Annotated in this window: 24 protein-coding genes and 1 pseudogene; 13 read left to right on the forward strand and 12 right to left on the reverse strand. The window is 73.4% G+C overall.

Features of this window, described 5'->3' with window-relative positions:
* From ACIP64_RS32525 to dhaM, 4 genes are all read left to right on the forward strand, one after another.
* Window positions 1-2,877: an NHLP bacteriocin export ABC transporter permease/ATPase subunit gene (locus tag ACIP64_RS32525; protein WP_401593800.1), complete on the forward strand. Its 2,877-nt coding sequence runs from the start codon at window positions 1-3 to the stop codon at window positions 2,875-2,877.
* Between the two features lie 155 nt (window positions 2,878-3,032).
* Window positions 3,033-4,025: a dihydroxyacetone kinase subunit DhaK gene (gene dhaK / locus ACIP64_RS32530; RefSeq protein WP_401593803.1), complete on the forward strand. Its 993-nt coding sequence runs from the start codon at window positions 3,033-3,035 to the stop codon at window positions 4,023-4,025.
* 21 nt (window positions 4,026-4,046) lie between these two features.
* Window positions 4,047-4,712, forward strand: coding sequence for a dihydroxyacetone kinase subunit DhaL (gene dhaL, locus ACIP64_RS32535; protein WP_401593806.1), 666 nt, complete (start codon window positions 4,047-4,049; stop codon window positions 4,710-4,712).
* The gene (gene dhaM / locus ACIP64_RS32540; RefSeq protein WP_401593809.1) at window positions 4,709-5,107 is read left to right on the forward strand and encodes a dihydroxyacetone kinase phosphoryl donor subunit DhaM; all 399 of its coding nucleotides are present in this window, start codon (window positions 4,709-4,711) and stop codon (window positions 5,105-5,107) included. Before dhaL ends, dhaM begins: the two co-directional genes overlap by 4 nt.
* A gap of 119 nt (window positions 5,108-5,226) precedes the next feature.
* Here dhaM and ACIP64_RS32545 read toward each other — a convergent pair whose 3' ends face one another.
* Window positions 5,227-5,484, reverse strand: a complete 258-nt coding sequence (locus ACIP64_RS32545) for a type B 50S ribosomal protein L31 (protein ID WP_401593812.1) — start codon at window positions 5,482-5,484, stop codon at window positions 5,227-5,229.
* A gap of 67 nt (window positions 5,485-5,551) precedes the next feature.
* Window positions 5,552-5,716, reverse strand: a complete 165-nt coding sequence (gene rpmG / locus ACIP64_RS32550; RefSeq protein WP_319664230.1) for a 50S ribosomal protein L33 — start codon at window positions 5,714-5,716, stop codon at window positions 5,552-5,554.
* 163 nt (window positions 5,717-5,879) lie between these two features.
* Between rpmG and ACIP64_RS32555 the strand changes: the two genes are divergently transcribed.
* A complete protein-coding gene (locus ACIP64_RS32555) occupies window positions 5,880-6,974 on the forward strand; it encodes a PP2C family protein-serine/threonine phosphatase (RefSeq protein ID WP_401593816.1) in 1,095 nt (364 codons plus the stop codon).
* 35 nt (window positions 6,975-7,009) lie between these two features.
* On the opposite strand, the pseudogene ACIP64_RS32560 reads toward ACIP64_RS32555, so the two are convergent.
* The 4 genes and pseudogenes from ACIP64_RS32560 to ACIP64_RS32575 all read right to left on the reverse strand — a co-directional run.
* A pseudogene (locus ACIP64_RS32560) lies at window positions 7,010-7,297 on the reverse strand (hypothetical protein); the annotation flags it as partial.
* A complete protein-coding gene (locus tag ACIP64_RS32565) occupies window positions 7,249-7,791 on the reverse strand; it encodes a PadR family transcriptional regulator (protein ID WP_401593819.1) in 543 nt (180 codons plus the stop codon). The gene ACIP64_RS32565 and the pseudogene ACIP64_RS32560, both read right to left, overlap by 49 nt.
* Window positions 7,792-7,817: 26 nt before the next feature.
* Window positions 7,818-9,845 carry an FAD-dependent oxidoreductase gene (locus ACIP64_RS32570; protein WP_401593822.1) on the reverse strand — a complete coding sequence of 676 codons (2,028 nt, stop codon included), beginning with the start codon at window positions 9,843-9,845 and terminating at the stop codon, window positions 7,818-7,820.
* Window positions 9,846-10,226: 381 nt separating this feature from the next.
* The gene (locus ACIP64_RS32575) at window positions 10,227-10,706 is read right to left on the reverse strand and encodes a TIGR03086 family metal-binding protein (RefSeq protein WP_401593825.1); all 480 of its coding nucleotides are present in this window, start codon (window positions 10,704-10,706) and stop codon (window positions 10,227-10,229) included.
* Between the two features lie 74 nt (window positions 10,707-10,780).
* On the opposite strand from ACIP64_RS32575, the gene ACIP64_RS32580 reads away from it, so the two are divergent.
* The 5 genes from ACIP64_RS32580 (at window position 10,781) to ACIP64_RS32600 (ending at window position 14,375) form a co-directional block, all read left to right on the forward strand.
* Window positions 10,781-11,590 carry a DUF6597 domain-containing transcriptional factor gene (locus ACIP64_RS32580; protein WP_401593828.1) on the forward strand — a complete coding sequence of 270 codons (810 nt, stop codon included), beginning with the start codon at window positions 10,781-10,783 and terminating at the stop codon, window positions 11,588-11,590.
* A 316-nt stretch (window positions 11,591-11,906) separates the two neighbouring features.
* Window positions 11,907-12,338: a flavin reductase family protein gene (locus ACIP64_RS32585; protein WP_401593831.1), complete on the forward strand. Its 432-nt coding sequence runs from the start codon at window positions 11,907-11,909 to the stop codon at window positions 12,336-12,338.
* Window positions 12,339-12,365: 27 nt separating this feature from the next.
* Window positions 12,366-13,259, forward strand: a complete 894-nt coding sequence (locus ACIP64_RS32590) for an alpha/beta hydrolase (RefSeq protein ID WP_401593834.1) — start codon at window positions 12,366-12,368, stop codon at window positions 13,257-13,259.
* 70 nt (window positions 13,260-13,329) lie between these two features.
* Window positions 13,330-13,929 (forward strand): CGNR zinc finger domain-containing protein, encoded by a 600-nt coding sequence (locus ACIP64_RS32595; RefSeq protein WP_401593837.1) that lies wholly within the window; start codon window positions 13,330-13,332, stop codon window positions 13,927-13,929.
* Window positions 13,930-14,084: 155 nt separating this feature from the next.
* The gene (locus ACIP64_RS32600; RefSeq protein ID WP_401593840.1) at window positions 14,085-14,375 is read left to right on the forward strand and encodes a hypothetical protein; all 291 of its coding nucleotides are present in this window, start codon (window positions 14,085-14,087) and stop codon (window positions 14,373-14,375) included.
* Between the two features lie 16 nt (window positions 14,376-14,391).
* Here the strand turns inward: ACIP64_RS32600 and meaB are convergent, their stop codons facing one another.
* From meaB to ACIP64_RS32620, 4 genes are all read right to left on the reverse strand, one after another.
* Window positions 14,392-15,375, reverse strand: a complete 984-nt coding sequence (gene meaB, locus ACIP64_RS32605; RefSeq protein ID WP_401593843.1) for a methylmalonyl Co-A mutase-associated GTPase MeaB — start codon at window positions 15,373-15,375, stop codon at window positions 14,392-14,394.
* A gap of 4 nt (window positions 15,376-15,379) precedes the next feature.
* The gene (gene scpA / locus ACIP64_RS32610) at window positions 15,380-17,563 is read right to left on the reverse strand and encodes a methylmalonyl-CoA mutase (protein ID WP_401593845.1); all 2,184 of its coding nucleotides are present in this window, start codon (window positions 17,561-17,563) and stop codon (window positions 15,380-15,382) included.
* Window positions 17,563-19,458, reverse strand: coding sequence for a methylmalonyl-CoA mutase family protein (locus ACIP64_RS32615; protein ID WP_401593848.1), 1,896 nt, complete (start codon window positions 19,456-19,458; stop codon window positions 17,563-17,565). Before ACIP64_RS32615 ends, scpA begins: the two co-directional genes overlap by 1 nt.
* Window positions 19,459-19,555: 97 nt before the next feature.
* Complete coding sequence (locus ACIP64_RS32620) at window positions 19,556-20,326, reverse strand: potassium channel family protein (protein WP_401593850.1); 771 nt, start codon at window positions 20,324-20,326, stop codon at window positions 19,556-19,558.
* Between the two features lie 300 nt (window positions 20,327-20,626).
* On the opposite strand from ACIP64_RS32620, the gene ACIP64_RS32625 reads away from it, so the two are divergent.
* The gene (locus ACIP64_RS32625; RefSeq protein WP_401593853.1) at window positions 20,627-22,690 is read left to right on the forward strand and encodes a phosphocholine-specific phospholipase C; all 2,064 of its coding nucleotides are present in this window, start codon (window positions 20,627-20,629) and stop codon (window positions 22,688-22,690) included.
* Between the two features lie 67 nt (window positions 22,691-22,757).
* Here ACIP64_RS32625 and ACIP64_RS32630 read toward each other — a convergent pair whose 3' ends face one another.
* Window positions 22,758-23,237, reverse strand: a complete 480-nt coding sequence (locus ACIP64_RS32630; RefSeq protein ID WP_401593856.1) for an Lrp/AsnC family transcriptional regulator — start codon at window positions 23,235-23,237, stop codon at window positions 22,758-22,760.
* A 94-nt stretch (window positions 23,238-23,331) separates the two neighbouring features.
* Between ACIP64_RS32630 and ACIP64_RS32635 the strand changes: the two genes are divergently transcribed.
* Both ACIP64_RS32635 and ACIP64_RS32640 read left to right on the forward strand, forming a co-directional pair.
* A complete protein-coding gene (locus ACIP64_RS32635; protein WP_401593859.1) occupies window positions 23,332-24,207 on the forward strand; it encodes a TIGR03619 family F420-dependent LLM class oxidoreductase in 876 nt (291 codons plus the stop codon).
* Window positions 24,208-24,209: 2 nt separating this feature from the next.
* Window positions 24,210-24,641, forward strand: coding sequence for a nucleoside deaminase (locus tag ACIP64_RS32640; RefSeq protein WP_401593862.1), 432 nt, complete (start codon window positions 24,210-24,212; stop codon window positions 24,639-24,641).
* A 30-nt stretch (window positions 24,642-24,671) separates the two neighbouring features.
* Here ACIP64_RS32640 and ACIP64_RS32645 read toward each other — a convergent pair whose 3' ends face one another.
* Window positions 24,672-25,718 carry an ABC transporter permease gene (locus ACIP64_RS32645; protein ID WP_360911771.1) on the reverse strand — a complete coding sequence of 349 codons (1,047 nt, stop codon included), beginning with the start codon at window positions 25,716-25,718 and terminating at the stop codon, window positions 24,672-24,674.

Consider the following 25,718-nt stretch of genomic DNA (forward strand, 5'->3'; position numbering starts at 1 on the left):
GTGATCCCCGTACAACCCGCCGACGCTGCCGACGCCGCCGGCACCACCGGCGACCCGGTGATCGCGGCCCTCGGCGGCCTCGGCACGCCGGTGGACTGCGCGGGACTGCGCAGCCTGCCCCTGGAGGGGCCGCACGTCCTGTGGCTGGTCGTGGCGGGCTCCCTCGACCTGTTCGCCGTCGACGCGGCCCAGCAGGGGCACTGGCACTTCCTCGGCCGGCTGGAGGCGGGCACCCTGCTGCTGGGACCCGTCGAGGGCCCGCAGCACACGCTCGTCGGGCGCCCGCTGCCGTCCTGCGTCCTGCGCCGCGTCCCGCTGCGCGAACTGCACCGCCCCGGGTACGACGGCGCCTGGGCGTACGACACCCAGGAGCAGGCGCTGAGCCTGCTGGAGCAGGCGTTCGCGCTCGGTGTGGGGCGCAGCCAGCGCGTGCTGTACGAGGCCCCCCTGGACGGCCGCACCTCGGCGGACGAGGCCGTGGCGGACGACGACATCCTCTGGCTCCCCGTCGCCCCCGGCAGCGTCCAGTACGGAGCGGCCTACAGCACCGAGGCGGCGGGCGACCTGCTGCTCGACGCCGCGATGTGGCAGGGCATGGTCAACCAGCAGTACCGGCTGCTGTCCACGCTCGACCGCTGGATCGAGCGGCTGGAGCAGGCCCACGAGGACCGCACCGCCGCGGGCATCCGGGCCGGCGAGGCCGTCCGCGAGCAGGCCGACCAGGCGCTCCTCGCGTCCATCGCCCGCTCCCGCAAGGCGCCGTCCCGTGCCTCGGCGGCCTCGGACGACACGACCTGGGCCGTCTGCCGGGTGGTCGCCCGCGCCGCGGGGATCACGCTCGTGTCCCCGTCCGCGAGCGGAACGGCCGGGGACCGGGTCGGCCGGGTCGGCCGGGTCGACGTGGTCGACCGCGTCGACCCGGTCGAGCGCATCGCGGTCGGGTCGCGGATCCGCACCCGCCCCGTGCGGCTCGACGGCCGGTGGTGGCGGGAGAACGCCGGCCCGCTGGTCGGGCACCGGGCAGCGTCGGGGACGCCGGTCGCGCTGCTGTGGCGGCGGGGCGGCTACGACGCGGTCAACCCCGCCAGCGGCAGCCGCATCCGCGTCACGGCCGGCAACGCCGCGGAGTTCGCCCCGCAGGCGGTGATGTTCTACCGGCCGCTGCCCGAACACCCCCTGCGCCCCTGGCGGTTGCTGCGTTTCAGCCTGCGCGGAACCGGCTCCGACCTGCGCGCCCTGATCCTCAGCGGGCTGATCACCGTGCTGCTCGGCGCGCTGGTGCCGATCGCCACCGGGCAGGTGCTCGGCCGGTACGTGCCCGGCGCGGAGACCGGGCTGATCGTGCAGGTCTCGTGCGCGATCATCGTCAGCAGCGTGGTGTCGGCGGCCTTCATGCTGCTGCAGAACCTCACGCTGCTGCGGGTGGAGGGCCGCATCGAGGCCACCTTGCAGCCCGCGGTCTGGGACCGGCTGCTGCGGCTGCCGACGTCCTTCTTCTCGGAGCGCTCGACGGGTGAACTGGCGAGCGCCGCGATGGGCGTCAGCGCCATCCGCCGCGTCCTCGCCGGCGTCGGCCCGGTCGCCGTCCAGTCGGGCACCGTCGGCGCCATGAACATCGTCCTGCTGCTGGTGTTCAGCGTCCCGCTGGCGCTGGTCGCGATCGGCATGCTGATCGTGATCGCCGCCGTCTTCCTCGGCCTCGGGCTGTGGCAACTGCGGTGGCAGCGGCAGCTGGTCGAGCTGGGCAACAAGCTCAACAACCAGGCGTTCCAGACCCTGCGCGGGCTGCCGAAGCTGCGCGTCGCGGCCGCCGAGAGCTTCGCCTACGCGGCCTGGGCCCGCGAGTTCGCCCGCAGCCGGGACCTCCAGCAGCGCACCGGGCGGATCAGGAACCTCACGGGCGTGCTCAACGCGGTCTACCTCCCGCTGTGCTCGCTGCTGCTGTTCGTGCTGCTGGCGGGACCGGCCCGCGGCTCGCTGTCCGCGAGCGGCTTCCTCACCTTCAGCACCGCCGTGACGATGCTGCTCACCGCGGTCACCCAGCTCACCGGGGCGCTGGTCTCGGCCGCCGCCGCGCTGCCGATGTACGAGCACATCAAGCCGGTGCTCGACCAGCTCCCCGAGGTGCGGGGCGCCAGCACCCAGCCCGGCGAGCTGTCCGGGGCGATCGAGGCCCGGGGGCTCTCCTTTCGCTGGTCCGCGGACGGCCCCCTGGTCCTGGACGACGTGTCCTTGGAGGTGCGGCCCGGCGAGTTCGTGGCGATCGTGGGTCCCAGCGGCTGCGGCAAGTCCACCCTGCTGCGGCTGCTCATCGGCTTCGACCGGCCCGCGGCCGGCAGCGTGCTGTACGACGGCCAGGACCTCGCGGCCCTGGACCAGGCCGCGGTGCGCCGGCAGTGTGGCGTCGTCCTGCAGAACGCCCAGCCGCTCACCGGCTCCATCCTGGACTGCATCTGCGGCGCCGAGGCCTTCACACAGGAGGAGGCGTGGGAGGCGGCCGCGATGGCGGGCCTGGCGGAGGACATCAAACGGATGCCGATGGGGCTGCACACCATGATCTCCGGGGGCGCGACGGTCTCCGGAGGCCAGCGGCAGCGCCTCATGATCGCCCAGGCCCTCGTCCGCCGCCCGCGCATCCTCTTCTTCGACGAGGCCACCAGCGCGCTCGACAACGAGACGCAGCGGGTCGTCATCGAGAGCACCCGCGCCCTGCGCGCCAGCCGCGTCGTCATCGCGCACCGGCTCACCACGGTCATGGACGCGGACCGCGTCGTCGTCATGTCCGACGGCCGGGTCGTGGAGCAGGGACGCCCCGCCGACCTCCTCGCGGACCCCGGGGGCCGGCTCCGCGAACTCGTCCGCCGTCAAATGGCGTGATCACGCGGTCCGGGCCCCGCGGAACCCGGCCGGGCCACGTGGCCGATCCGGAACTCTGTGCGGAATCAGCCCTGCCCCGGAGTCGGTGGATCGTAGGCTGATGTCAGCGATTGTTCGCCATGTGTACGAATCCCGTGCCCCGGAGGGACCGTCCAATGAAGATGCTGATCAATGTCCCCGAGACCGTGGTGGCCGATGCGCTGCGGGGAGTCGCCGCCGCGCATCCGGAGTTGACGGTCGACATCGAGAACCGGGTGGTGGTCCGCAAGGACGCGCCGGTCGCCGGAAAGGTCGGTCTGGTGTCGGGGGGCGGGTCGGGGCACGAGCCGCTGCACGTGGGGTTCGTGGGGCGGGGGATGCTGGACGGGGCCTGTGCCGGGGAGGTCTTCACCTCACCGGTGCCCGACCAGATGGTGCGGGCGGCCGCGGCCGTCGACAGCGGCGCGGGCGTACTGTTCGTGGTGAAGAACTACACGGGTGACGTGCTGAACTTCGACATGGCCGCGGAACTGGCCGAGGACGAGGGCATCCAGGTCGCCAAAGTCCTGGTCAACGACGACGTGGCGGTCACCGACAGCCTCTACACGGCCGGACGCCGCGGCACCGGCGGCACGCTGTTCGTGGAGAAGATCGCCGGGGCGCTGGCCGAGGAGGGCGCGCCGCTGGAGCGCGTGCAGTCCGTCGCACGGCAGGTGAACGAGATGACGCGGAGCTTCGGGGTGGCGCTGACCGCGGTCAGCACGCCCGCCAAGGGCAGCCCCACGTTCGACCTGCCCGCCGGGGAGCTGGAACTCGGCATCGGCATCCACGGGGAACCCGGCCGGGAGCGGCGGGCGATGATGACCTCGGGGGAGATCGCGGAGTTCGCGGTCGACGCGATCCTGGACGACCTGCGCCCGAACGGGCCGGTGCTGCTCCTGGTCAACGGTATGGGCGCGACGCCGCTGCTGGAACTGTACGGATTCAACGCCGAGGTGCACCGGGTGCTGGCGGCCCGCCACGTCGCGGTGGCCCGCACGCTGGTCGGCAACTACGTCACGTCGCTGGACGCGGCGGGCGCCTCGGTGACGCTGTGCCAGGTGGACGACGAACTGCTGCGCCTGTGGGACGCGCCGGTGAGCACACCGGCGCTGTGCTGGGGCGCCTGAGAAGCAGGAGGAGCACGACAGATGAGCGAGGGACCGTCCGGGGCTGCGGCGATCGACACGGCTTTCATACGCCGCTGGCTCGTCTCAGCGGCCTCGGTGATCGAGCGGGAGGCCGACCGGCTCACCGAGCTCGACTCCCCCATCGGTGACGCCGACCACGGGGCCAACATGCGGCGCGGCTTCATCGCGGCGCGCACGGCCGTCGAGAAGGAGCCGCCGGACACCCCCGGCGGCGTCCTGGTGCTGGTCGGCCGGCAGCTGATCAGCACGGTCGGCGGCGCGTCGGGTCCGCTGTACGGCACCCTTCTGCGCAAGGCCGGCAAGGCGCTCGGGGACGCGGAGCACGTCACCCCCGAGCAGTTCGCCCAGGCGCTGCGCGACGGGGTCGACGCGGTCGCGACGCTGGGCGGGGCCGCGCCGGGCGACAAGACGATGGTGGACGCGCTGGCCCCGGCCGTGGAGGCGCTGTCCTTCGCGCTCGACAAGGGCGCGGGACTGGCGGAGGCCCTGTCGGCGGCCGCGATCGCCGCCGACGAGGGCGCGACCGCCACCACGCCTCTGGTGGCGCGCAAGGGGCGGGCGAGCTATCTGGGTGAGCGCAGCGCGGGTCACCAGGACCCGGGGGCGACCTCCTCGGCGCTGCTCCTCGGCGTCCTCGCGATGACGTCGCGGGAGGGCGCGGAATGACCGTGGGCGTGGTGCTGGTGTCGCACAGCGCGACGGTCGCGGAGTCGGTGGCTCACATGGCCGCCGGGCTGAACGGCGGCGGCGCGAAGGTGCCGGTGGCCGCCGCGGGCGGTACCCCCGACGGCGGGCTGGGCACCGACGCGGAGAAGATCGTCGCGGCGGCGCGCTCCGTCGACCGCGGCGAGGGTGTGGCGGTCATCGCCGACCTGGGGAGCGCCGTGCTGACGGTCAAGACCCTGCTGGCCGAGGAGGACGGTCTGCCGCCCCGCACCCGCCTGGCGGACGCGCCCTTCGTGGAGGGCGCGGTGGCCGCCGTGGTGACGGCGTCGGCCGGTGGGGATCTGGACGCCGTCGTGGCGGCGGCCCAGGAGGCGTACAGCTTCCGCAAGAGCTGATCCCCCGAGGTGCCCCGGGCACGGCGACGGCCGCCGCGATGGTCCGCGACGGCCGTCGGTGCTCCCTGCTCCCCTGTTCCCCTGTTCCCCTGTTCCCGCGGCTCCCGGCCGCGGCGGGGTCAGCCGCGCGCGGCGGCGCGTCCGTAGCGGCGCTCGAAGCGCTCGACGCGGCCGGCGGTGTCCATGACCCGGGCATTGCCGGTGTAGAACGGGTGGCTCGCCGCGGAGATCTCCACGTCGAACACGGGGTAGGTGTTGCCGTCCTCCCAGACGACGGTCTTGTCGCTGGTCAGCGTGGACCGGGTGAGGAAGGCGTGGTCCGCGCTGCGGTCGCGGAAGACGACCGGACGGTAGGCGGGGTGGATCGCGTGCTGCATGACGCTCCTCCAGTCAGGTGCGGTGGTGGGACGGACGGCGGTGGGGCTCTGCCGGGACGGCGCTGGGTCAGCGCTCCTCGCGGAACGGCACGTGGCGGCCGACGGCCGGGTCGTACTTGCTGAGGACCATGCGGTCCGGGTCGTTGCGCCGGTTCTTCCGGGTCACATAGGTGGTGCCGGTACCGGCGGTCGACCGGAGCCTGATCACCGGGCGCTGCTCGCTGCGGGCCATGAGCGGGTCCTTTCTGCCATCGCAATGGTTTTCATTTCCATCGGATGTCCCTCTCAACGCGGGGCACCCCCCGCTCATTCCCGCACTCCCCGCCCGCTGCGGCGAAGATGGAACCAGGCGCCGCCGGCACCCGTCGGCGGCGGTGACAGGAGGGCTGACACCCATGGCCCGCGGCCCCGGCACCCCGCGCCCCCGCCCCCGCCCTTTGCCGCTGCCCCGGTGGGCCTGGTGGTTCCTCTTCGCCTCGTACGCGCTCATCGCGGCCTGCGTCGCCGTCGACATCATCAGCGGTCCGGAGACGACCGTGTCACCGGTCCTGGCGGCACTGCCGGTGCTGGCCGGGGTCAAGTCCCGCCGGGCCCGCGTGCCGCTGCTGGCGGGCGTCGTGGCGATCGGCCTGGTCTTCCTCCTCGCCGTGGTCGACAGAGGGGTCCCCGCCCTGGTGCACGTCACCTCCGGGGTCGCCGTCCTGGCCGTGACCTTCACCATCACCGGGGCCGTCGTCCTCGTCACCGCCAGGGAACGCGAACTGGCGCAGGTCCGCGGCGTCGCCGAGGCCGCGCAGGGGGCGCTGCTGCGGCCCCCGCCGCCGCGGGTGGGCGGACTCCAGGTGGCCGTGCGCTACGTGGCGGCGGAGGCCGAGGCGCGGATCGGCGGGGATCTGTACGAGGTCGTGGAGACCGGGTTCGGTGTACGGGTCCTGCTCGGCGACGTGCGCGGCAAGGGCCTGGACGCCGTCAAGACCGCCGCCGACGTGCTGGGCGTCTTCCGCGACGCCGCCCGCGCGGAACCCGCCCTCGACGTGGTGGCGACCCGGCTGGACGGCGCGCTGGTGCGCCGCGGCGGAGCCGAGGAGTTCGTCACCGCCGTCCTGCTGACCGTACCCCCCGCCGGTGACACCGCCGTCCTGGTCAACTGCGGCCACCCTCCGCCGCTGCTGTGCCACGACGGCGGTGTGGCGGAGGTGGTACCGGAGGCGTACGCGGCGCCGCTCGGACTGCTGCCGCTCACCGGCGGCCGCTACCGTCCCCAGTCCGTGCCCTACCGCCCGGGCGACCTGCTGCTGCTCCACACCGATGGTGTGTCCGAGGCGCGCGACCGGCGCGGCCTCTTCTATCCGCTGGCCGAGCGGATCGCGGACATGCCCGCGCAGGACCCGCAGACGCTGCTCGACCGCGTCCTGATCGACCTCCACGCCTGGACGGGCGGCGGGCTCGGCGACGACGCGGCGCTGCTGGCCCTGCGGCGCCCGCGCTGACCGCGCCGGGTGGCGGGTCGGTCGGACAGCGCCTCCCGGAGCCACCGCGTCCAGAACGCCTCCGGTTCGATGGCCCCGCGCAGCACGAGGTCCCGCAGCCGGTCCTCGTCGGCCGCGAAGCGCGCGACCGGCGCGGCCTCTTCCATCTGCTGGCCGAGCGGGTCGCGGACATGCCCGCGCAGGACCCGCAGACGCTGCTCGACCGCGTCCTGGACCGGTACCGGGCCCGGCGACGACGCGGCGCCCGCGCCGACCGCGCCGCGTGGCGGGCCCGTCAGACCAGGTCCATCGTCCCGACCTCGGCCAGCGCCTCCCGGAGCCACCGCGTCCAGAACGTCTCCAGTTCGATGCCCCCGCGCAGCACGAGGTGCCGCAGCCGGTCCTCGTCGGCCACGAGGCCGGGCGGGAAGTCGCGCCGCTCGATGTCCGCGTACTCGGCCAACTGGGCCTCGTGCAGCGCCAGGTGCCTGCGCAGTTCCTCCGCCAGGCCGCGGCCCCCGACCACCGCCGCCGCGCGCATGCGCAGCAGCAGCGGGTCGCGGATCGGCCGGGGTTCGTCACCGGCGGCGACCCAGCCCGCCAGTTCCTGCCGCCCGGCGGGCAGCACCTCGTACTCCTTCTTCTGTCCCCGGGCGGGGTGCGCCGCGGGCAGCGCGCGGATCAGTCCCGCCTCCTCCAGCCGCCCGAGTTCGCGGTAGATCTGCTGGTGCGTCGCGGACCAGAAGTAGCGGATGGAACGGTCGAAGCGCCGCGCCAGCTCCAGCCCCGAGGACGGTTTCTCCAGGAGGGCGGTGAGGATGGCGTGCGGGAGCGACATGCCCGCATCCTACGGACGGGCCGCGGTCACAGCGCCGCGGCCAGTTCGGTGCCCTGGCGGACGGCCCGCTTCGCGTCGAGTTCGGCGGCCTCGTCGGCGCCGCCGATGAGGTGGACCTCGTACCCGGCGGCGCGCAGGGCGTCGTACAGGTCGCGGCGCGGTTCCTGCCCGGCGCACAGGACCACGGTGTCGACCGCCAGCGTGCGGCGCTCGCCGCCGACGGTGATGTGCAGCCCGTCGTCGTCGATCCGGTCGTAGGCGGCTCCCGCGACCATGGTGACGCCCCGGTGCTTCAGCTCGGTGCGGTGGATCCACCCGGTGGTCCTGCCCAGGCCCGCGCCGACCTTGCCGGCCTTGCGCTGCACCAGGTGCACGGTGCGCGGCGGCGCCGGCCGCTCGGGAGCCCGCAGCCCGCCCCGGTTCGCGTAGCCGGTGTCCACGCCCCACTGCCGGAAGTACGTCTCCGGGTCCCGGCTCGCGCCCTCGCCGCCGTCGGTGAGGAACCCGGCCACGTCGAAGCCGATCCCGCCCGCACCGACGATCGCGACCCGCTCGCCCACCGGGGCGCCGTCGCGGAGGACGTCGAGGTAGCTCAGCACGCTGGGGTGGTCCACGCCCTCGATCCGCGGCGTGCGCGGCGCGACGCCGGTGGCGAGGACGACCTCGTCGAAGCCGGGCTCGTGCGCGGCCAGCGTCTCCGGCGTAACAAGGGTGTTCAGGCGCAGTTCCACGCCCTCCTCGGCCAGCCGGGTGCGGAAGTAGCGCAGCGTCTCGTCGAACTCCTCCTTGCCGGGGACGTTGCGGGCGACGGTGAGCTGCCCGCCGATCCGGTCGGCGGAGTCGAAGAGCGTGACGGCGTGGCCGCGTTCGGCCGCGGTGACCGCGCAGGAGAGTCCGGCGGGCCCGGCGCCGACGACCGCGACACGCTTGCGCAACCGGGTGGGCAGGAGGACGAGTTCGGTCTCGTGGCAGGCCCGCGGATTGACCAGGCACGAGGTCAGCCGGCCGCTGAACGTGTGGTCGAGGCAGGCCTGGTTGCAGCCGATGCACGTGTTGATGGCCTCGGCGCGGCCCTGCCGGGCCTTGGCGACGAACTCGGGGTCGGCGAGCATCGGGCGGGCCAGGGACACCATGTCGGCGTAGCCGTCGGCGAGCAACCGCTCGGCGACCTCGGGGGTGTTGATGCGGTTGCTGGTCACCAGCGGCACCGAGACCGCGCCCATGAGCCGCTTCGTCACCCAGGTGTACGCGGCGCGCGGCACGGAGGTGGCGATGGTGGGGATGCGGGCCTCGTGCCAGCCGATGCCGGTGTTGATGATCGTGGCGCCGGCCGCCTCGACCGCCCGGGCGAGGGCGACGACCTCCTCCAGGGACGAACCGCCGGGGACCAGGTCGAGCATCGACAGACGGTAGACGATCACGAAGTCGGTGCCGAGCCGTTCGCGGGTGCGGCGGACGATCTCCAGCGGGAAGCGGGTGCGGTTCTCGAACGGCCCGCCCCAGCGGTCCTCGCGGTGGTTGGTGGCGGGTGCGACGAACTCGTTGATCAGGTAGCCCTCGGAGCCCATGATCTCGACGCCGTCGTAGCCGGCCGCGCGGGCGAGTCCGGCGGCGCGTACGAAGTCCTCGATCGTCTGCTCGACCTCGTCGCCGGTGAGGGCGTGCGGGACGTGGGGGCTGATCGGCGCCTGGAGCGCGCTCGGCGCGACCAGTTCGGGGTGGTAGGCGTACCGCCCGAAGTGCAGGATCTGCATCGCGATGCGGCCGCCCTCGCGGTGCACCGCCCGCGTGACGACGGTGTGCCGGTCCGCCTCCTCCTCGGTGGTCATCCGCGCGCCGCCCGGGTAGGGGCGGCCCGGGTCGTTGGGTGCGATGCCACCGGTGACGATCAGCCCGACGCCGCCCCGGGCCCGCTCGGCGTAGAAGGCGGCCATGCGCTCGAAGCCGCGCTCGGCCTCCTCCAGCCCCACGTGCATCGAGCCCATGAGGACGCGGTTGGGGAGGGTGAGGAACCCGAGGTCGAGCGGGCGCAGCAGATGCGGGTAGCGGCTCATCGAGGTCTCCTCGGGCATCGGCGCGGCGGAGTGCCGCCCGTCCTTTGTAGACCGCGGGCCCTGATTTGTGCAACTAGTTGCACAAGACCCGGCGGCTGCGCCGCGGGATCCGCACAGCGCACCGGGTCAGCCGATGTCGAGGCCGTCGACCAGCCGGTTCAGGAACCGCGTGAACGTCGCCTCGGCGCTGCGAGGGCCCCGGCCGGCTCGGGGGTGCCGGGCTTCGGCGGCGACGGCCGCGAGGTGGCGCGCCTCGGCCGCGGCCCGCGGTTCAGGGTGTGGGCCGCGGCGGGCTCCATCGCGGGTCGCGGCCCGTCGCGGCGAGCAGCCGTCCGAAGCCCGATTGCCCCGGCGGCAACGACACCGGCTCACCGAAGAACTTCATGGAGCGCGCCGTCGACCCATCTCGTCGACGAGGGCCGCCAGCACCCGAACCGCGTCCTCGCCGGGCACGAAGGCGCGGTCCGTGGCCCGGGCCAGGTCCCAGGCGTGCACGGTCAGGTCGAGCAGGACCATGCCGCCGACGGTGCGCGCCGGGAGGTTCATCGAGCCGGCCACCCCCTCGTCGGCACCGGGCACGGCCCACGCCTCCACCAACAGCGCGGCCTCCTCCGCGAAACGGTCGCGCCATCCGTCGCCGAGGGCGGCGAGACGGTCGGGCGTGGAGGAGAAGTCCGCCGGCTGCCTCGCCGCGATCGCCCGGAAGCCGACGACCACGTGGAAGAGGTGGTTCAGCAGGTCCCGCACGTCGTACTCGGCGCACGGCGTCGGCGCCGCCAACCGGTCGTCCGGCACTCCTGCCACCACGGGCAGAGCCCGGTCGCGGACGGCTGCCGGCAATTCACCGATGGTGTCTGTCATGCCGCGACGCTACGGCGGGCCGCGAGCGCCCGGCTTGAACAAACGCGACACCCCGCCGCCGTACCATCGCCCTCATGGCCGGTCAGGACACACCGCGGCGCGACACCCGGGGCATCGTCGCCGCCCCGGAACTCTTCGCCCGTGTGCGCTTCCGGCGGCGGGCCCCCGCGCCGGAACTGCGGCCGTACCTGGAGCACTACTGGCTCATCGACTGGGACCTGGGCGAGCCGTACGCCTCGCACGTCGTGCCGCACCCCTCGGTCAACGTCGTCTTCCAGCGCTTCGCGGGCGCGCCGGACCTCGGGGAGGTCGCCGGCGTCGGACTGGGCCTGTTCACGCAGAAGTTGGAGGGCGCGGGGCGGGTGTGCGGGGTGCAGTTCCGCCCGGGCGGGTTCCGGCCGTTCGCCCCGGCGGTGCCGGTGTCCCACTGGACCGGGCGCCGGGTCGCGCTGGACGAGGCGCTGCCCGGCCACGCCGCCGCGCCCGCTGCCGTGCTCGGGCCGGACGGGGAGGACGACCGGGTCGCCGCCCTGGACGCCTTCCTGCTGTCGCTCGCCCCCGCACCCGATCCCCAGGCCGCCCTGGCGATGGCACTCGCCGAGCGGATCCGGCACGACCGCGGCATCCTGCGCGTGGCCGGGTTCGCGCGTGCCGAGGGGCTGTCCGTGCGCTCGCTGCAACGCCTCTTCGCCGCCCACGTCGGCGTCAGCCCCAAGTGGGTCATCCTCCGCTACCGCATCCACGAGGCCCTGGAGCGCGCCGAGTCCGCGAAGGCCGTCGACTGGGCGGGCCTGGCGGCCGAACTCGGCTACAGCGACCAGGCCCATCTGGTCCGGGACTTCACCGCGACGGTGGGGGTCCCTCCGACCGCCTACGCGGGCTGAGCGCGCGGGTCCACGGGTGCATGCCAAGAGTGACAGGGAACGCACCCAAATGGGGTGATTTCTCCTTGCCTGACATAGTCAAGAAATCTACGCTCATGTCAGCGGGACAGTCACCCGACTGCGGGAGGGCGTCACGGCGTCCGCTCCCGGCGACCACCTCCGCAACCACGGGAGGCCACCGTGATCATCGACTCCGCCACTCTTGATCCGGCATCCGCCTACAAACTGCTCATCGGGAGCATCATTCCCCGGGCGATCGGCTGGGTGAGCACCCTGTCGGTGGACGGCGTCCCCGATCTCGCCCCATGCCGACGCGATGCACCGCACCGCCGCCGAATTCGACCCCGGGGTCGACGAGTTCGACGCGGTGGGCCTGGAGAAGGGGCCGTGCGAGGCGGTGCGGCCGCCGCGGGTGAAGGGGGCGCCGATCGCCATGGAGTGCAGGGTCGAGCGGATCATCACGATCGGCGACCTCGACGACCACGTCGTCTTCGGGGAGGTCGTGCGATTCCACATCCGCGACGACATCCACCTCGACAGGGGCCGCATCGGCACCAACGCCCTTCCCGCGGTCGCGCGGCTCGCGGCCGAGTACACGGTGGTCGAGAACGCCTTCACCACACCGCTGGACGGCGGCATCCTCGGCGCCCGGCACGGACGCCGGGTGAGCCGGCTCGACGCCCGGCCCACCGACTGGTCGCCCATCGACGGCGACGCATGGTCCCCTTCCGGATCGGTCAGGTCCTGAGTCACGCACACCAAGGAGGTTCTTCGCATGGCGGAACGCAAGGATGTCGAGTTCCAGGCCGAGGGTGGCGTGCGCTTGCGCGGGTGGCTCTTCCTGCCCGACGGGCCCGGCCCGCACCCCGCGATCACAATGGCGCACGGTTACGCGGGCACCAAGGACCACGGCCTCGAACCGTTCGCCCGGGCTTTCGCGGACGACGGCTTCGTCGTGCTGCTCCACGACCACCGGGGCTTCGGCGCGAGCGACGGCGAGCCGCGCCAGGATGTCGACCCCTGGGTCCAGATCGCCGACTGGCGGCGGGCGGTCTCGTTCCTCGAGAGCCTGCCCGAGGTCGATCCGCTGCGCATCGGCCTGTGGGGCACCAGTTACGCCGGCGGGCACGCGATCGTCCTGGGGGCGACCGACCGCCGGCTGCGCTGCGTGGTGGCCCAGGTGCCGACGATCAGCGGCTACGAGCAGGGGCTGCGGCGCGTGGCCCCGGAGGCGGTCGCCGGGCTCGAGGAGTCCTTCGCGGAGGACGAGCGCGCCCGGTTCCGCGGGGAACCGCACCGGCGGACCGCGATCGTGAGCGACGACCCCGCCGTGCCCGCCTCCTACCGCACCAGGGAGGCGATCGACTTCTACCTCCAGCCGCTGCCCGAGGGGGTCTGGACGAACGAGGCGACCGTCCGCTCCGGACGCGCCGCCCGGATGTACGAGCCCGGCGCCTGGGTCCCCCGTGTCTCGCCGACCCCGCTGCTGATGGTGGTCGCGCTGAACGACACCGTGACCGTCACCGATCTGGCGCTCGCCGCGTACGAGCGGGCCCTGGAGCCGAAGCGGCTGGTGACGCTCGCCGGCGGCCACTTCGACCCGTACGTCGCCCGGTTCGCGGAGGCGAGCGGCGCCGCCCGGGCCTGGTTCCGCGAGCACCTGGCCTGAGTCGGCGGGCTGCCAGGGGCGTACGTCCCTCACTTCTGTCATCCGCAGGGAGAAGGGCTACGGTGGTGGCATGGCGTGGTCGGCGAGCGAGCGATTCGAGGTGCGGCCCGCACCGGGCGGACTCTTCCTGGTGCAGGAGCTGCTGAACACCGCGCCCGGCGGCCGGCCGCGCAACCCCGACCTGCTGGACACTCTCGCCTCCGCGCAGCCCTGGCTCGACGGCGTCATGGACGCCTGGGCGGGGGCCTCGGGCCGCGGCCGTGAGCGCGTGGCGCTCATCGAAGGCGACCTGGACGAGCTCAAGCGGCTGCGCACCCGGCTGCGGCAGGCCCTGTCCGCCGCCGGACCCGAGGCGGCAGCCGGGGCGGGGGACGCGCTGCTGGCCGCGGAAGCGGTGACGCTCCGGCTGGCCGCGGACGCCACCGTCACCGTGGAGCCCCGGGGCGACGGCGCCCGGCGCGTCACCTCCGCGGTGCTGGCGGAGTGTCTCGTCGCGCAGACACGCGGCGTCTGGCCGCGCCTGAAGATCTGCCGGTACGGCCGCTGCGCCGTCGCCTTCTACGACCACTCGCGCAACAGCAGCGCCGTCTGGCACGACGCCCGGGTCTGCGGCAACACCGTGAACCTGCGGGCCTCGCGCGAGCGCCGCCGCGCCCGGCCGCAGGGCTGATCCCCGCCGGGGCGGGCGGTTACCAACTCCTGACCTCCGAACGTGCGTCGGGGGCACCCCTGAGCGGGCACACCCCTTGTGGAGGGCGCGAATACGCCCGTTTCCGCCGAGGTACGCATGTGTCGTTGCATCCTGCGACAAGGGAGCCGAGCCCCGTGGCAGAGCATCCGATCACCCCCCGACTGACCCCGATCCCCATCGACGGAACGACTCCGTGCGGGCGCCTGGAGACCGGTGCCGCGCTGCCCTGCGGGGGCCGTGCCGAGTGGCACGTGCAATGGCTGCCCGGGCACGGGTCGTTCGCGTGCAATGCGCACATGGCGGAGGCCCGGCGGCTGTTCGCCTACATAGACCGGCATCGCGTCGGGTCGGACTGCAACATGCCGGGCGCGCTGTGGGCGCCGGGGCGCTGCGCGGTGCCCCGGAGCCAGGCGAAGGCGGCCTGACACCGGGGGCCGTGCGTCAGCCGGAGAAGGCGCCGAGGATGCGCCCGGCCGCCGACGTGGCCGTCAACGTGCCCTCGCGGACCTGGCGTTCGACCTCCGGGGCCAGACGGCGGACCTCGGGGTGGTCCCGCAGCCGGCCCAGCAGTTCGTCGCGGACCATGCTCCAGGCCCACTCCACCTGCTGGTCGCGACGCTTGGCCTCCAGCCGCCCCCCGGAGTCCAGGAGCGCGCGGTGCTGCTCCAGCCGTTCCCAGACGACGTCGAGGCCGGTGTCCTCGCGGGCGCTGCAGGTGAGCACCGGCGGGGTCCAGACAGCGTCGGCGGACTGCATCAGCCGCAGGGCGCCGGACAGTTCGCGGGCGGCGGCGCGCGCGTCGCGCTCGTGCGGGCCGTCGGCCTTGTTGACGGCGATGACGTCGGCGAGCTCCAGCACGCCTTTCTTGATGCCCTGGAGCTGGTCGCCCGTGCGGGCCAGCGTGAGCAGCAGGAAGGAGTCGACCATGCCGGCGACCGCGGTCTCCGACTGGCCGACGCCCACGGTCTCCACCAGGACCACGTCGTAGCCCGCGGCCTCCACCACGACCATCGACTCACGGGTCGCCTTGGCGACACCGCCGAGCGTCCCGGCCGACGGCGACGGCCGCACAAAGGCCGCGGGGTCCACCGACAGCCGTTCCATCCGCGTCTTGTCGCCGAGGACGGAGCCGCCGGTCAGCGTGGACGACGGGTCGACGGCGAGCACCGCGACCCGGTGGCCGAGGCCGGTGAGCAGCGTGCCGAAGGCGTCGATGAAGGTGGACTTGCCCACTCCGGGGACGCCGCTGATGCCGATCCTGCGGGCCCTGCCCGCGTGCGGCAGCAGCTCGGTCAGCAGCCGCTGGGCGAGCTCCCGGTGGTCGGGCCGCGACGACTCCACCAGGGTGATGGCGCGCGCGATCCAGGCCCGGGAGCCGTCCAGGACTCCTTTGGCGTAGACATCCGGGTCGATTGGCCGGCGCATGGGCTCACAGCTCGTGGCCGAGCGCGGCGGCGAGCCGCGTGACCAGGTCGTGGGCGGAGTCCGGGATGACCGTGCCGGGCGGGAAGACGGCGGCCGCGCCGGCCTCCAGCAGTTCGGGCACGTCCTGCGGCGGGATGACGCCGCCGACCACGATCATGATGTCCTCGCGCCCCTCGGCGGCCAGTTCCTCGCGCAGCGCGGGCACCAGCGTGAGGTGTCCGGCCGCCAGCGAGGAGACGCCGACGATGTGCACGTCGGCCTCCACCGCCTGCCGGGCCACCTCGGCCGGGGTCTGGAAGAGCGGGCCGACGTCCACGGTGAAGCCCAGGTCGGCGAACGCGGTGGCGATCACCTTCTGGCCGCGGTCGTGGCCGTCCTGGCCCATCTTGGCGACGAGGATGCGCGGACGGCGGCCCTCGGCCTCCTCGAAGCGGCCGACCAGCGCGCGGGTGCGGTCCACGGACGGCGACTCCCCTGCCTCGTTGCGGTACACACCGGAGATCGTACGGATCTGCCCGGCGTGCCGGCCGTACACCTTCTCCAGGGCGTCGGAGATCTCGCCGACGGTCGCCTTGGCCCGCGCGGCGTTCACCGCGAGTTCCAGCAGGTTGCCGCTGCCGCCGGCGGCGGCCGTCAGGGCGCTCAGCGCGTCCTGGCAGGCCCTCTCGTCGCGCTCCTCGCGCAGCCGGCGCAGCTTGGCGATCTGCTGGGTGCGCACGGAGGAGTTGTCGACCTTGAGGACCTCGATCTTCTCGTCGCTGTCCACCCGGTACTTGTTGACGCCGATCACCGGCTGCCGGCCGGAGTCGATGCGGGCCTGGGTGCGGGCCGCGGCCTCCTCGACGCGCATCTTGGGGATGCCCGCGTCGATGGCCTGGGCCATGCCGCCCGCGGCCTCGACCTCCTGAATGTGCTGCCAGGCGCGGCGCGCCAGGTCGTACGTCAGCTTCTCCACGTACGCGGACCCGCCCCACGGGTCGATGACCCGGTTGGTGCCCGCCTCCTGCTGGAGCAGCAGCTGGGTGTTGCGGGCGATGCGCGCGGAGAAGTCGGTGGGCAGCGCCAGCGCCTCGTCGAGGGCGTTGGTGTGCAGCGACTGGGTGTGGCCCTGGGTGGCGGCCATGGCCTCCACGCAGGTGCGCGTGACGTTGTTGAAGACGTCCTGCGCGGTGAGCGACCAGCCGGAGGTCTGCGAATGGGTGCGCAGGGACAGCGACTTGACGTTCTGCGGCTCGAACTGCCGGACCAGCTTGGCCCACAGCAGGCGTGCCGCGCGCAGCTTGGCGATCTCCATGAAGAAGTTCATGCCGATCGCCCAGAAGAACGACAGCCGCGGCGCGAAGGCGTCCACGTCCAGGCCCGCGCCGAGACCGGCCCGCAGGTACTCCACGCCGTCCGCGAGGGTGTAGGCCAGCTCCAGGTCGGCCGTGGCCCCGGCCTCCTGGATGTGGTAGCCGGAGATGGAGATGGAGTTGTAGCGCGGCATCCGCTGCGAGGTGTACGCGAAGATGTCGGAGATGATCCGCATCGAGGGCTTCGGCGGATAGATGTAGGTGTTGCGGACCATGAACTCCTTGAGGATGTCGTTCTGGATGGTCCCGGCCAGCTTCTCGGGCGGTACGCCCTGCTCCTCGGCGGCCACGATGTAGAGCGCGAGCACCGGCAGCACGGCGCCGTTCATCGTCATCGACACGGTCATCCGGTCCAGCGGGATGCCGTCGAAGAGCTGCCGCATGTCGTAGATCGAGTCGATCGCCACGCCCGCCATGCCGACGTCGCCCGTGACGCGCGGGTGGTCGCTGTCGTAGCCCCGGTGGGTCGGCAGGTCGAAGGCGACCGACAGGCCCTTCTGACCCGCGGCCAGGTTGCGCCGGTAGAACGCGTTGGACTCCTCGGCGGTGGAGAAGCCCGCGTACTGGCGGATCGTCCAGGGCTGGTTGACGTACATCGTCGGGTAGGGGCCGCGCAGGTACGGCGCGATGCCCGGGTAGGTGCCCAGGAAGTCCAGGCCCTCCAGGTCGCGTCCGGTGTACAGCGGCTTGACGCCGATGCCCTCGGGCGTCTCCCACAGCAGGTCCTCGGCGGCGCGGCCGGTGGTCTCCTTGACCGCCGCGCGCCACTGGTCCTCGGTGGCGCCGCCGCCGGCGCCCGGTCCCAGCTCGATCTCGGAGAAGTCCGGGATCCGCATCACGCCACTCCGATCCGGTCGAGCACCGAGGTCAGGACGGCGACCGCGTCGCCGCCCGCGAAGACGAACGCGTCGACGCCCGCCTCCGTGAAGGCCGCTTCCCGCTCTCCCGGCCGCCCGGCCAGGAAGACCGGGCCCGCGCCCGCGGCCTTGAGGGCGGCGGCCACACCGGCGGCCTGCTCCTCGTACAGCGCGTCGCTGGAGCACAGGCACGCCGCCTGCGCGCCGCTGCGGGCGAAGGCGTCGGCCACCGACCCGGCGTCCACCGAGAGCGGGTCGTGGACGGGCTCGATGCCACCGGCCTGGAAGAGGTTGGCGGCGAAGGTGACCCGGGCGGTGTGCGCGGCGGCCGGACCGAGGGCGGCCAGGAACACCCGGGGACGGGCCCCGGTGGCGGCCAGATGGGCGTCCGAGCGGGCGCGCAGCGCCTCGTACGCCTCATCGCGGCGGACCCTCGGCAGACCGCCGGAGAGTACCGCGGGCGCCGGGTCGCGCTCGACCGGTGCCTCGGAGAGCAGCGGGAACTCGCTGACGCCCGTGACGGGCTCGCGGCGCTTGGCCAGCGCCTTGGCCCGCACCCGCCAGGTCGCCGCCAGCCGCTCGCCGACCAGGCCGGAGGCCAGCGCCGCGGCCTGGCCGCCCGCGCGCTCCAGCTCCTGGAACCAGGACCAGGCGGCGTCGGCGAGTTCCGCGGTGAGCCGTTCCACGTACCAGGAGCCGCCGGCCGGATCGACGACCCGGGCCAGGTGGGACTCCTCCATCAGGATCGCCGAGGTGTTGCGCGCGATGCGCCGGGCGAAGGCGTCGGGCAGGCCGAGCGCGTGGTCGAACGGCAGCACCGTGACCGAGTCCGCGCCGCCGACACCGGCGGCGAGCGTCGCGACGGTGGTGCGGAGCATGTTCACCCACGGGTCGCGGCGGGTCATCATCACCGGCGAGGTGACGACGTGCTGGCGCTGCGCCGCGGCGGCCGCGGTCGCGCCGCACACCTCGGCGACCCGGGACCACAGGCGGCGGGCCGCGCGCAGCTTGGCGATCGTCAGGAACTGGTCCGCGGTGGCGGCGTAGCGGAACTCCAGCTGCCCGCAGGCCGCGTCGACCGGCAGCCCGGCCCCGGTGAGCGCGCGCAGGTAGGCGACGCCGGTGGCGAGGGAGGCGCCGAGCTCCTGGGCCGCCGAACCGCCGGCCTCGTGGTACGGCAGGGCGTCCACGGTCAGGGCGCGCAGCCCCGGGTACTCCTCATGGGAGCGCAGGGCGAGCCGCGCGGCCTCGGCCGTGTGCGCGTCGAGCGACCCGGGGTCGCCCGTGCGGGCCACGTGCCCCAGCGGGTCGGCGCCGAGGTTGCCGCGGGCGGCCTCGCGGGCCGTGCCGTGCTCCTCGTACAGCGCGAACAGCGCGTCGGCCGCCGCCCCGGTGTCCGGGCCGGCGTCGAGCACGACGGGCGCGAGGTCGAGGAGGACGCCCCGCAGCGCGGTGCCGAGCTCGGCAGCGGGAACACCGCGGTCGCCGACGGCGAGCCAGAGGGAGGTGACCCCGTTCTCGAGGTCGCTCAGCACGGCCTCATTGGTGCGGACCGCGTCGGGCCGCGTGTGGCGCTGGCGTACGTCCCAGCCGCCGGCCACGGCCCCCGCCGGCGCGGCGCCGCGGGTGAAGGGCGCGAAGCCGGGAAGTCCGACCGCGTCGCCGAAGGCTCCGGGCGCGTCGGGCGCGGTGTACAGGGGGCGCGTGGTGAGCCCGTCTTCGAGGGTGGTGGACAGCGCGTCCTCCACCGCCTCTCCCGACACGTCCTTGCCCGCCTTGCGCAGCACACCCTCGACGAGGGACTGCCATTGCGCACGGCTCGCATCCGGGAATTCGGCGGCCAGAGAAAGCCCGTCGTCAGGCAGGACCGTCATGCCTCAAAGGTTAGTGGGCGTTCGCAGGCGCGCAGCAGGGGCAACGCCTGTGACCTAGCCCATTCCGGGGCGTCTTGATCGGTTCCACTCCGATGCCCTATCCGGCGCCCGCCCCGCGGGCCGGTTCCGGCGTTTCGGGAGCGGTCCCGTGCCGCGCGCCGCCCAGTTCGGCGACCTCGCGCCGCAGCTCCTTGACCTCCCGCAGCAGTTCCTCGGTCAGCTCCTGGAGGATCCGGCCCTCCTCCTCGTCCTCCTGGAAACGGGCCAGGAACCAGGCGGCGATGTTGGCCGTGACCACACCGAGCAGGGCGATCCCGGACAGCATCAGGCCGACGGCGATGAGCCGGCCGACGCCGGTGGTGGGGGCGTGGTCGCCGTAGCCCACGGTCGTCATGGTGGTGAACGACCACCACAGCGCGTCGCCGATCGTGCGGATGTTCCCGTGCGGCGAGTGCCGCTCGGCCTCCAGGACGGCGACCGAGCCGAAGGCGAGCAGCCCCAGCACCGCACCCACCACATAGGTCGTCAGCCGCACCTGCGCGGCCAGCCGCACCCGCTGGCCCACCAGGAAGAGCGCGGAGACCAGGCGCAGCAGGCGCAGCGGCTCGAGCAGCGGCAGCACGACCACGGCCAGGCTCAGCGGCTGGCGCCTGATGAACTCCCACCGCTGCTCGCTCAGCCCCAGGCGGACCAGGTAGTCGCCCGCGAAGAGCGCCCACACACTGCGCTCGGTCCAGTGGGCGGTGGTGATGAGCGCCGGGTCGGCGCCCGGCACCAGGATCGGCAACGCGTACGCCGCGCCGAACACCAGCGCCAGCGCGAGCAGCGGCGCCCTGGTCCGCTGCTCCCAGCGTTCGAGACGGTTCATGGGGGCAGTATCCCGTGCGGCCCCGGCGCGGCGGGCGTCCGAGCGTCGTTGCGTCCGGCCGGGTGTCCACCGTTGACCTGCGGCGACGTACGGTCCGCGGGAGGCGGACAGGACGGCACGGAGCGACGCTCAACTACGCCTGTCGCAAGCGGTGTTGACCGGCGGAAGTCGTCTCCGGCGGCAGCGGGTTGGCGCAGGCTTCGCGACTGCTTCTCCTCGCCGCCAACGGGAGTTCGCGCGGGCCTGGTGACACTGGCCACCCCTGTTACGGCCGCGGACATCCCGGGAGACAGGCCTTACATGAACGCCATCGACCGCAGACGCTTCATGCAACTGGCGGGCGGTACCGCCGCCTTGTCGGTGCTCTCCACCAGCATCGCCCGAGCGGCGGAGATCCCGGCGAACCGCAGGACGCGTTCGCTCCAGGACATCGAGCACATCGTCGTCCTGATGCAGGAGAACCGCTCCTTCGACCACTACTTCGGCACGCTGCGCGGTGTCCGCGGTTTCGGCGACCCCCACCCGGTGGCGCAGCCGAACGGCAAGCCGGTCTGGTACCAGTCCGACGGCAAGAAGGACGTCCTGCCGTTCCGCCCCGACCACGACGACCTCGGGCTGGCGTTCCTCCAGGACCTGCCGCACAGCTGGAACGACGGCCACGCCGCGGTCAACCAGGGCAAGTACGACAAGTGGGTGCCCGCCAAGTCCGCCACCACCATGGCGCACCTGACCCGCGAGGACATCCCGTTCCACTTCGCGCTCGCCGAGGCCTTCACGATCTGCGACGCGTACCACTGCTCGTTCATCGGCTCGACCGACCCGAACCGCTACTACATGTGGACGGGTTACACGGGCAACGACGGCAAGGGCCGCGGCCCCGTCCTCGGCAACGAGGAGGCGGGCTACGCCTGGACGACGTACCCGGAGCGCCTCGAGCAGGCGGGCGTGGACTGGAAGATCTACCAGGACATCGGCGACGGCCTCGACGCGGCCGGCGGCTGGGGCTGGATCCAGGACGCCTACCGCGGCAACTACGGCGACAACTCGCTGCTGTACTTCGACCAGTACCGCAACGCCAAGCCCGGCGACCCGCTGTACGACAAGGCCCGTACTGGCACCGACGCCAAGAACGGCCAGGGCTTCTTCGACATCCTGCGCGCCGACGTCACCGCGGGCACGCTCCCGCAGGTCTCCTGGATCGTGGCGCCCGAGGCGTTCACCGAGCACCCCAACTGGCCGGTCAACTACGGCGCCTGGTACATCGCGCAGGTCCTGGACGCCCTCACCTCCAACCCGGAGGTGTGGAGCAAGACGGCGCTGCTCATCACCTACGACGAGAACGACGGCTTCTTCGACCACGTCGTGCCGCCGTTCCCGGCCGCCTCCGCCGCCCAGGGCAAGTCCACCGTCGACGTCTCCGGCGACCTGTACGCGGGCTCCGCCGCGCACCCCGCGGGCCCGTACGGGCTCGGCCAGCGCGTGCCGATGTTCGTGGTGTCGCCGTGGAGCAAGGGCGGCTACGTCTGCTCGCAGACCTTCGACCACACCTCGATCATCCAGCTGATCGAGCGCCGCTTCGGGGTGACCGAGCCCAACATCTCCCCCTGGCGGCGCGCGGTGTGCGGCGACCTGACCTCGGCGTTCGACTTCCGGCACAGCGACACCGACGCGGCGGAGCTGCCCGACACCAGCGGCTACCTCCCGCCGGACAACAAGCGCCACCCCGACTACGTGCCGACCCCGCCCGCCAAGGGCGCGCTCCCCCGCCAGGAGGGCGGCATGCGCGCGGCACGGGCCCTGCCGTACGACCTGTCCGCGGACGGCCGGGTCAGCACCGCCACCGGAACGCTGCGGATCGACTTCGCCTCGCACGGCACCGCGGGGGCCGGCTTCCTCGTGACGTCGGCGTCGCACGCCGCCGGCCCGTGGACGTACACCGTCGAGTCCGGGCGCTCGCTGTCCGACACCTGGAGCGTCGCCGAGGACGCGCAGGGGGGCTACGACTTCACCGTCCACGGCCCCAACGGCTTCCTGCGCCGCTTCGCCGGCGGGGTCACCGGCGCGGGCCCCGAGGTCAGCGCCCGCCACGACGGCGACCTCGGCATCCTGCGGCTGGTGCTGACCAACGACGGCCCCACCACGGTGGAGTTCACGGTGGCGGACGGCTACGGCAAGGAGAAGACGGCCACCTACAAGCTGCGTCCCGGCGCCCGCGTCGTGCACTCCGCGGAGACCAAGCGCAGCCAGGGCTGGTATGACCTGACCGTCACCGCGGACCACGACGCCGGCTTTGTGCGCCGTCTGGCCGCCCACGTGGAGAGCGGCTACACGAGCACCAGCGACCCGGCCATCGCCGCCCGCTGACGGCCCGTCACCCGCAGGCCTTCCGTCGGCCGCGGCCCGGCATCCCGCCGGGTCGCGGCCGGCGCCGTCACGGCGTCGCGGGCGCGGGGCCGCCGGGGCCGCCGGGGCCGCCGGGGCCGCGGTACGGGAGGGTCTGCCGGTAGACCACGCTGGTGGCCGTGCTGCCGAAGCCGGCCAGTTCGTCCATGACCGTCTCCAGATGGGCCATGGAGGTGGCGGCGACCTTGAGCACGTAGCAGTCGTCGCCCGTGGTCCGCAGGCACTCCAGGATCTCCCGCCGCTCGCCGAGCAGGCGGTGCAGCGGCTCGTGCCGGCTGCCGGGGTACTTCAGCCGGACGACGGCGAGCACCGGGAACCCCGCCTTCTCCAGGTCCACCTCGGCCCGGTAGCCCGTGACGATGCCCAGCGCCTCCAGCCGGCGGACCCGCTCGGTCGTCGCCGACGGGCTCAGGCTGACCCGGCGCGCGAGTTCGGTGAAGGGGACGCGCCCGTCGCGTTGCAGCTCGTCCAGGATCGCCCAGTCGGTCCCGTCAAGAGTCTCGGCCATGCGCGCAGAATACCGTTGGATCCACGGCGACTTGCCCGGCAGACCGTGAGGAATGCCTTACGGTCTGCCGCCCGCGGTGGATAGCCTGACCGTTGTGCGCCTTGGTGTGAACGTCCCCAATTTTGGACCGGGTACCGACCCCGGTGTGCTGCGCGACTGGGCCCGGACGGTGGAGGGGCTCGGCTTCGACCTGCTGATGGTCTCCGACCACCTCGCGGTGACCCCCGATGTGGCCGAGCAGTACCCGGCCCCGTTCTACGAGCCGTTCACCGCGCTCTCGTGGCTGGCCGGGGTCACCGAACGGGTGGGCCTGGGGACCACGGTGCTGATCGTCCCGTACCGGCACCCGCTGGCCGTGGCCCGGATGGCCGCCAACCTCAACGCGCTCAGCGGCGGCCGGCTGGTGCTGGGGGTGGGCGTCGGCTGGGCGCGGCAGGAGTTCGAGGCGCTCGGTGTCCCCTTCGAGCGCCGCGGCCGGCTGACGGACGACCACCTGGGGGTGATCCGGGCGGCGTGGCGGAACGAGGCCGACTACGCCGGCGGCCGGATCCCGCTGTGGGTCGGCGGCAACAGCGACGCGGGCATCCGCCGGGCGGTCCGGCTGGGCGACGCCTGGCATCCGCTGCGCGCCACGATGCCGTGGCTGCGCGGCGGACTCGACCGGCTCGTCTCGGCGGCGCGGGAGGCGGAACGGCCGGTCCCCGCGTTCACCCCCCGGGTCCTCCTGCGGCTCACCGACGCCCCGGTCACCACGCCCGACCGGCGTGCCGGTGAGGGCACGCTCGACCAGATCCTGGACGACCTGCGTCAACTGCGGCTGATGGGAGCCGAGTCGGTGGTCCTCGACCCCTTCGGCGGCGACCCCGGCGAGACACTGCACCCGCAAGGGGCCTGGTACGCGCTCGCGGCGCTGGCCGCCCGGCGCACGGAGACAGAAGTGGAACCGGGAACGGAGAGGGAGACGGAGTGACCATGGACGACGAGACGACACGCCTGCTGCGCAGGGCCGTCGCGCTGGCGGCCGAGGCCCGCGCGTCGGGCAATCCGCCCTTCGGCTCGCTGCTGGCCGGCCCGGACGGCACGGTGCTCGCGGAGGAGCGCAACAGCAGCATCACCGACGACGACATCACCGCCCATCCGGAACTCAAGCTGGCCCGGTGGGCGGCGCGGGAGCTGGACCCGGCGACCGCGGCCGCCACGACGATGTACACCAGCTGCCAGCCCTGCGGCATGTGCGCGGGGGCCCTGGAGCGGTCCGGCCTCGGCCGGGTGGTGTACGCCCTGTCCGGTGAGCAGCTCACGGGCCTGAAGTCGCCCGCCGCGAAGGCCGGGTTCCCGCGGGTTCCGCAGGAGGGCCCGGCCCTCTACGACGAGGCCCGCGTCCCGGTCGAGGGCTACTACTGACCGGGACACGGGCGAGGGACCTGCTCCCGGCTACTCCTGCTTCTCGCCGGAGGCGAAGCGGGAGATGATCAGGGCGACGATGATGATGGCGCCGTTGAGGAACTGGTTCCACAGCGGCGGCACGCCCGCCAGCGTCATCACGTTGACGACGAGTTGCAGGGTGAGCACACCGGTCAGCGCCCCGAACAGCGTGCCGCGGCCGCCGTTGAGGCTGACGCCGCCGATGACGGTCGCGGCGAAGACCTGGAAGATCCAGCCGCTGCCCTGGTCGGCGGAGATCGAGCCGTAGTGCCCGCTGTAGAGGATGCCCGCGAAGGCCGCGAGCACCCCGCCGATGATCAGGACGACCCAGGTGATCCGGTCCACGCGGATGCCCGCGGTGCGGGCGGCCTCGGCGTTGCCGCCGATCGCGTACAGCGCCCTGCCGTGGCGCAGCCAGGCCAGCGCGCAGCCGCCGGCGGCGAACAGAACGGCGCAGACCCAGATCGCGGCCGGCACCCCGAACCAGGACGCGTGCCCCAGATAGGTGAACGAGCCGGGCAGCTCGACGATGGAACGCCCCTCGGAGATGGCGATCTGCAGACCGCGCAGCATGGTGAGGGCGCCGAGGGTGACGATGAAGCCGTTCAGGCGCAGCTTGAGGATCAGGAAGCCGTTGATCGCACCGATCACCGCGCCGACCAGCAGGCACAGCGGGATCGCCGTCCACACGGGAAGGAGTTCCAGGCCGGTGAAGCGGCCGCCGGAGGAGGGCAGTACGAGCCATACGGCGATCACCGGGGCGACGCCGATGGTGGACTCCAGGGACAGGTCCATGCGCCCGGCGATGAGGATCAGCGCCTCGGCGAGCACCAGCAGGCTCAGCTCGGTGGACTGCTGGGCCACACCGATCAGGTTGTCGGAGGTCAGGAAGGCGGGCGAGACGATGAACCCGATGACCCCGAGCACGAAGATGGCCGGCACGAGGGAGAGTTCACGGAAGCGCGCGAGGCCGCCGGGCCCGCGGCGCGGCTCGTCCGCCGCGGAGTTCTTCGCGGCGGGCACCGGGGGTTCGGTGACGTCGGTGGTGGCGGACAT

Origin of the sequence: Streptomyces sp. NPDC088733, from assembly GCF_044751185.1 — a bacterium.
In the GTDB taxonomy this organism is placed as follows: Bacteria; Actinomycetota; Actinomycetes; order Streptomycetales; family Streptomycetaceae; genus Actinacidiphila.

Bases quoted from the DNA above. Each gene is read 5' to 3' on its own strand.
- ACIP64_RS32640 (WP_401593862.1), top strand. From the start codon at position 24,210: ATGGACGACGAGACGACACGCCTGCTGCGCAGGGCCGTCGCGCTGGCG.
- meaB (WP_401593843.1), bottom strand. From the start codon at position 15,375: ATGCGCCGGCCAATCGACCCGGATGTCTACGCCAAAGGAGTCCTGGAC.
- dhaK (WP_401593803.1), top strand. From the start codon at position 3,033: ATGAAGATGCTGATCAATGTCCCCGAGACCGTGGTGGCCGATGCGCTG.
- dhaM (WP_401593809.1), top strand. From the start codon at position 4,709: ATGACCGTGGGCGTGGTGCTGGTGTCGCACAGCGCGACGGTCGCGGAG.
- ACIP64_RS32625 (WP_401593853.1), top strand. From the start codon at position 20,627: ATGAACGCCATCGACCGCAGACGCTTCATGCAACTGGCGGGCGGTACC.
- ACIP64_RS32555 (WP_401593816.1), top strand. From the start codon at position 5,880: ATGGCCCGCGGCCCCGGCACCCCGCGCCCCCGCCCCCGCCCTTTGCCG.
- ACIP64_RS32615 (WP_401593848.1), bottom strand. From the start codon at position 19,458: ATGACGGTCCTGCCTGACGACGGGCTTTCTCTGGCCGCCGAATTCCCG.
- ACIP64_RS32580 (WP_401593828.1), top strand. From the start codon at position 10,781: ATGGCCGGTCAGGACACACCGCGGCGCGACACCCGGGGCATCGTCGCC.
- rpmG (WP_319664230.1), bottom strand. From the start codon at position 5,716: ATGGCCCGCAGCGAGCAGCGCCCGGTGATCAGGCTCCGGTCGACCGCC.
- ACIP64_RS32585 (WP_401593831.1), top strand. From the start codon at position 11,907: ATGCACCGCACCGCCGCCGAATTCGACCCCGGGGTCGACGAGTTCGAC.
- ACIP64_RS32545 (WP_401593812.1), bottom strand. From the start codon at position 5,484: ATGCAGCACGCGATCCACCCCGCCTACCGTCCGGTCGTCTTCCGCGAC.
- ACIP64_RS32575 (WP_401593825.1), bottom strand. From the start codon at position 10,706: ATGACAGACACCATCGGTGAATTGCCGGCAGCCGTCCGCGACCGGGCT.
- ACIP64_RS32620 (WP_401593850.1), bottom strand. From the start codon at position 20,326: ATGAACCGTCTCGAACGCTGGGAGCAGCGGACCAGGGCGCCGCTGCTC.
- ACIP64_RS32595 (WP_401593837.1), top strand. From the start codon at position 13,330: ATGGCGTGGTCGGCGAGCGAGCGATTCGAGGTGCGGCCCGCACCGGGC.
- ACIP64_RS32570 (WP_401593822.1), bottom strand. From the start codon at position 9,845: ATGAGCCGCTACCCGCATCTGCTGCGCCCGCTCGACCTCGGGTTCCTC.
- dhaL (WP_401593806.1), top strand. From the start codon at position 4,047: ATGAGCGAGGGACCGTCCGGGGCTGCGGCGATCGACACGGCTTTCATA.
- ACIP64_RS32590 (WP_401593834.1), top strand. From the start codon at position 12,366: ATGGCGGAACGCAAGGATGTCGAGTTCCAGGCCGAGGGTGGCGTGCGC.
- ACIP64_RS32645 (WP_360911771.1), bottom strand. From the start codon at position 25,718: ATGTCCGCCACCACCGACGTCACCGAACCCCCGGTGCCCGCCGCGAAG.
- ACIP64_RS32565 (WP_401593819.1), bottom strand. From the start codon at position 7,791: ATGTCGCTCCCGCACGCCATCCTCACCGCCCTCCTGGAGAAACCGTCC.
- scpA (WP_401593845.1), bottom strand. From the start codon at position 17,563: ATGCGGATCCCGGACTTCTCCGAGATCGAGCTGGGACCGGGCGCCGGC.
- ACIP64_RS32630 (WP_401593856.1), bottom strand. From the start codon at position 23,237: ATGGCCGAGACTCTTGACGGGACCGACTGGGCGATCCTGGACGAGCTG.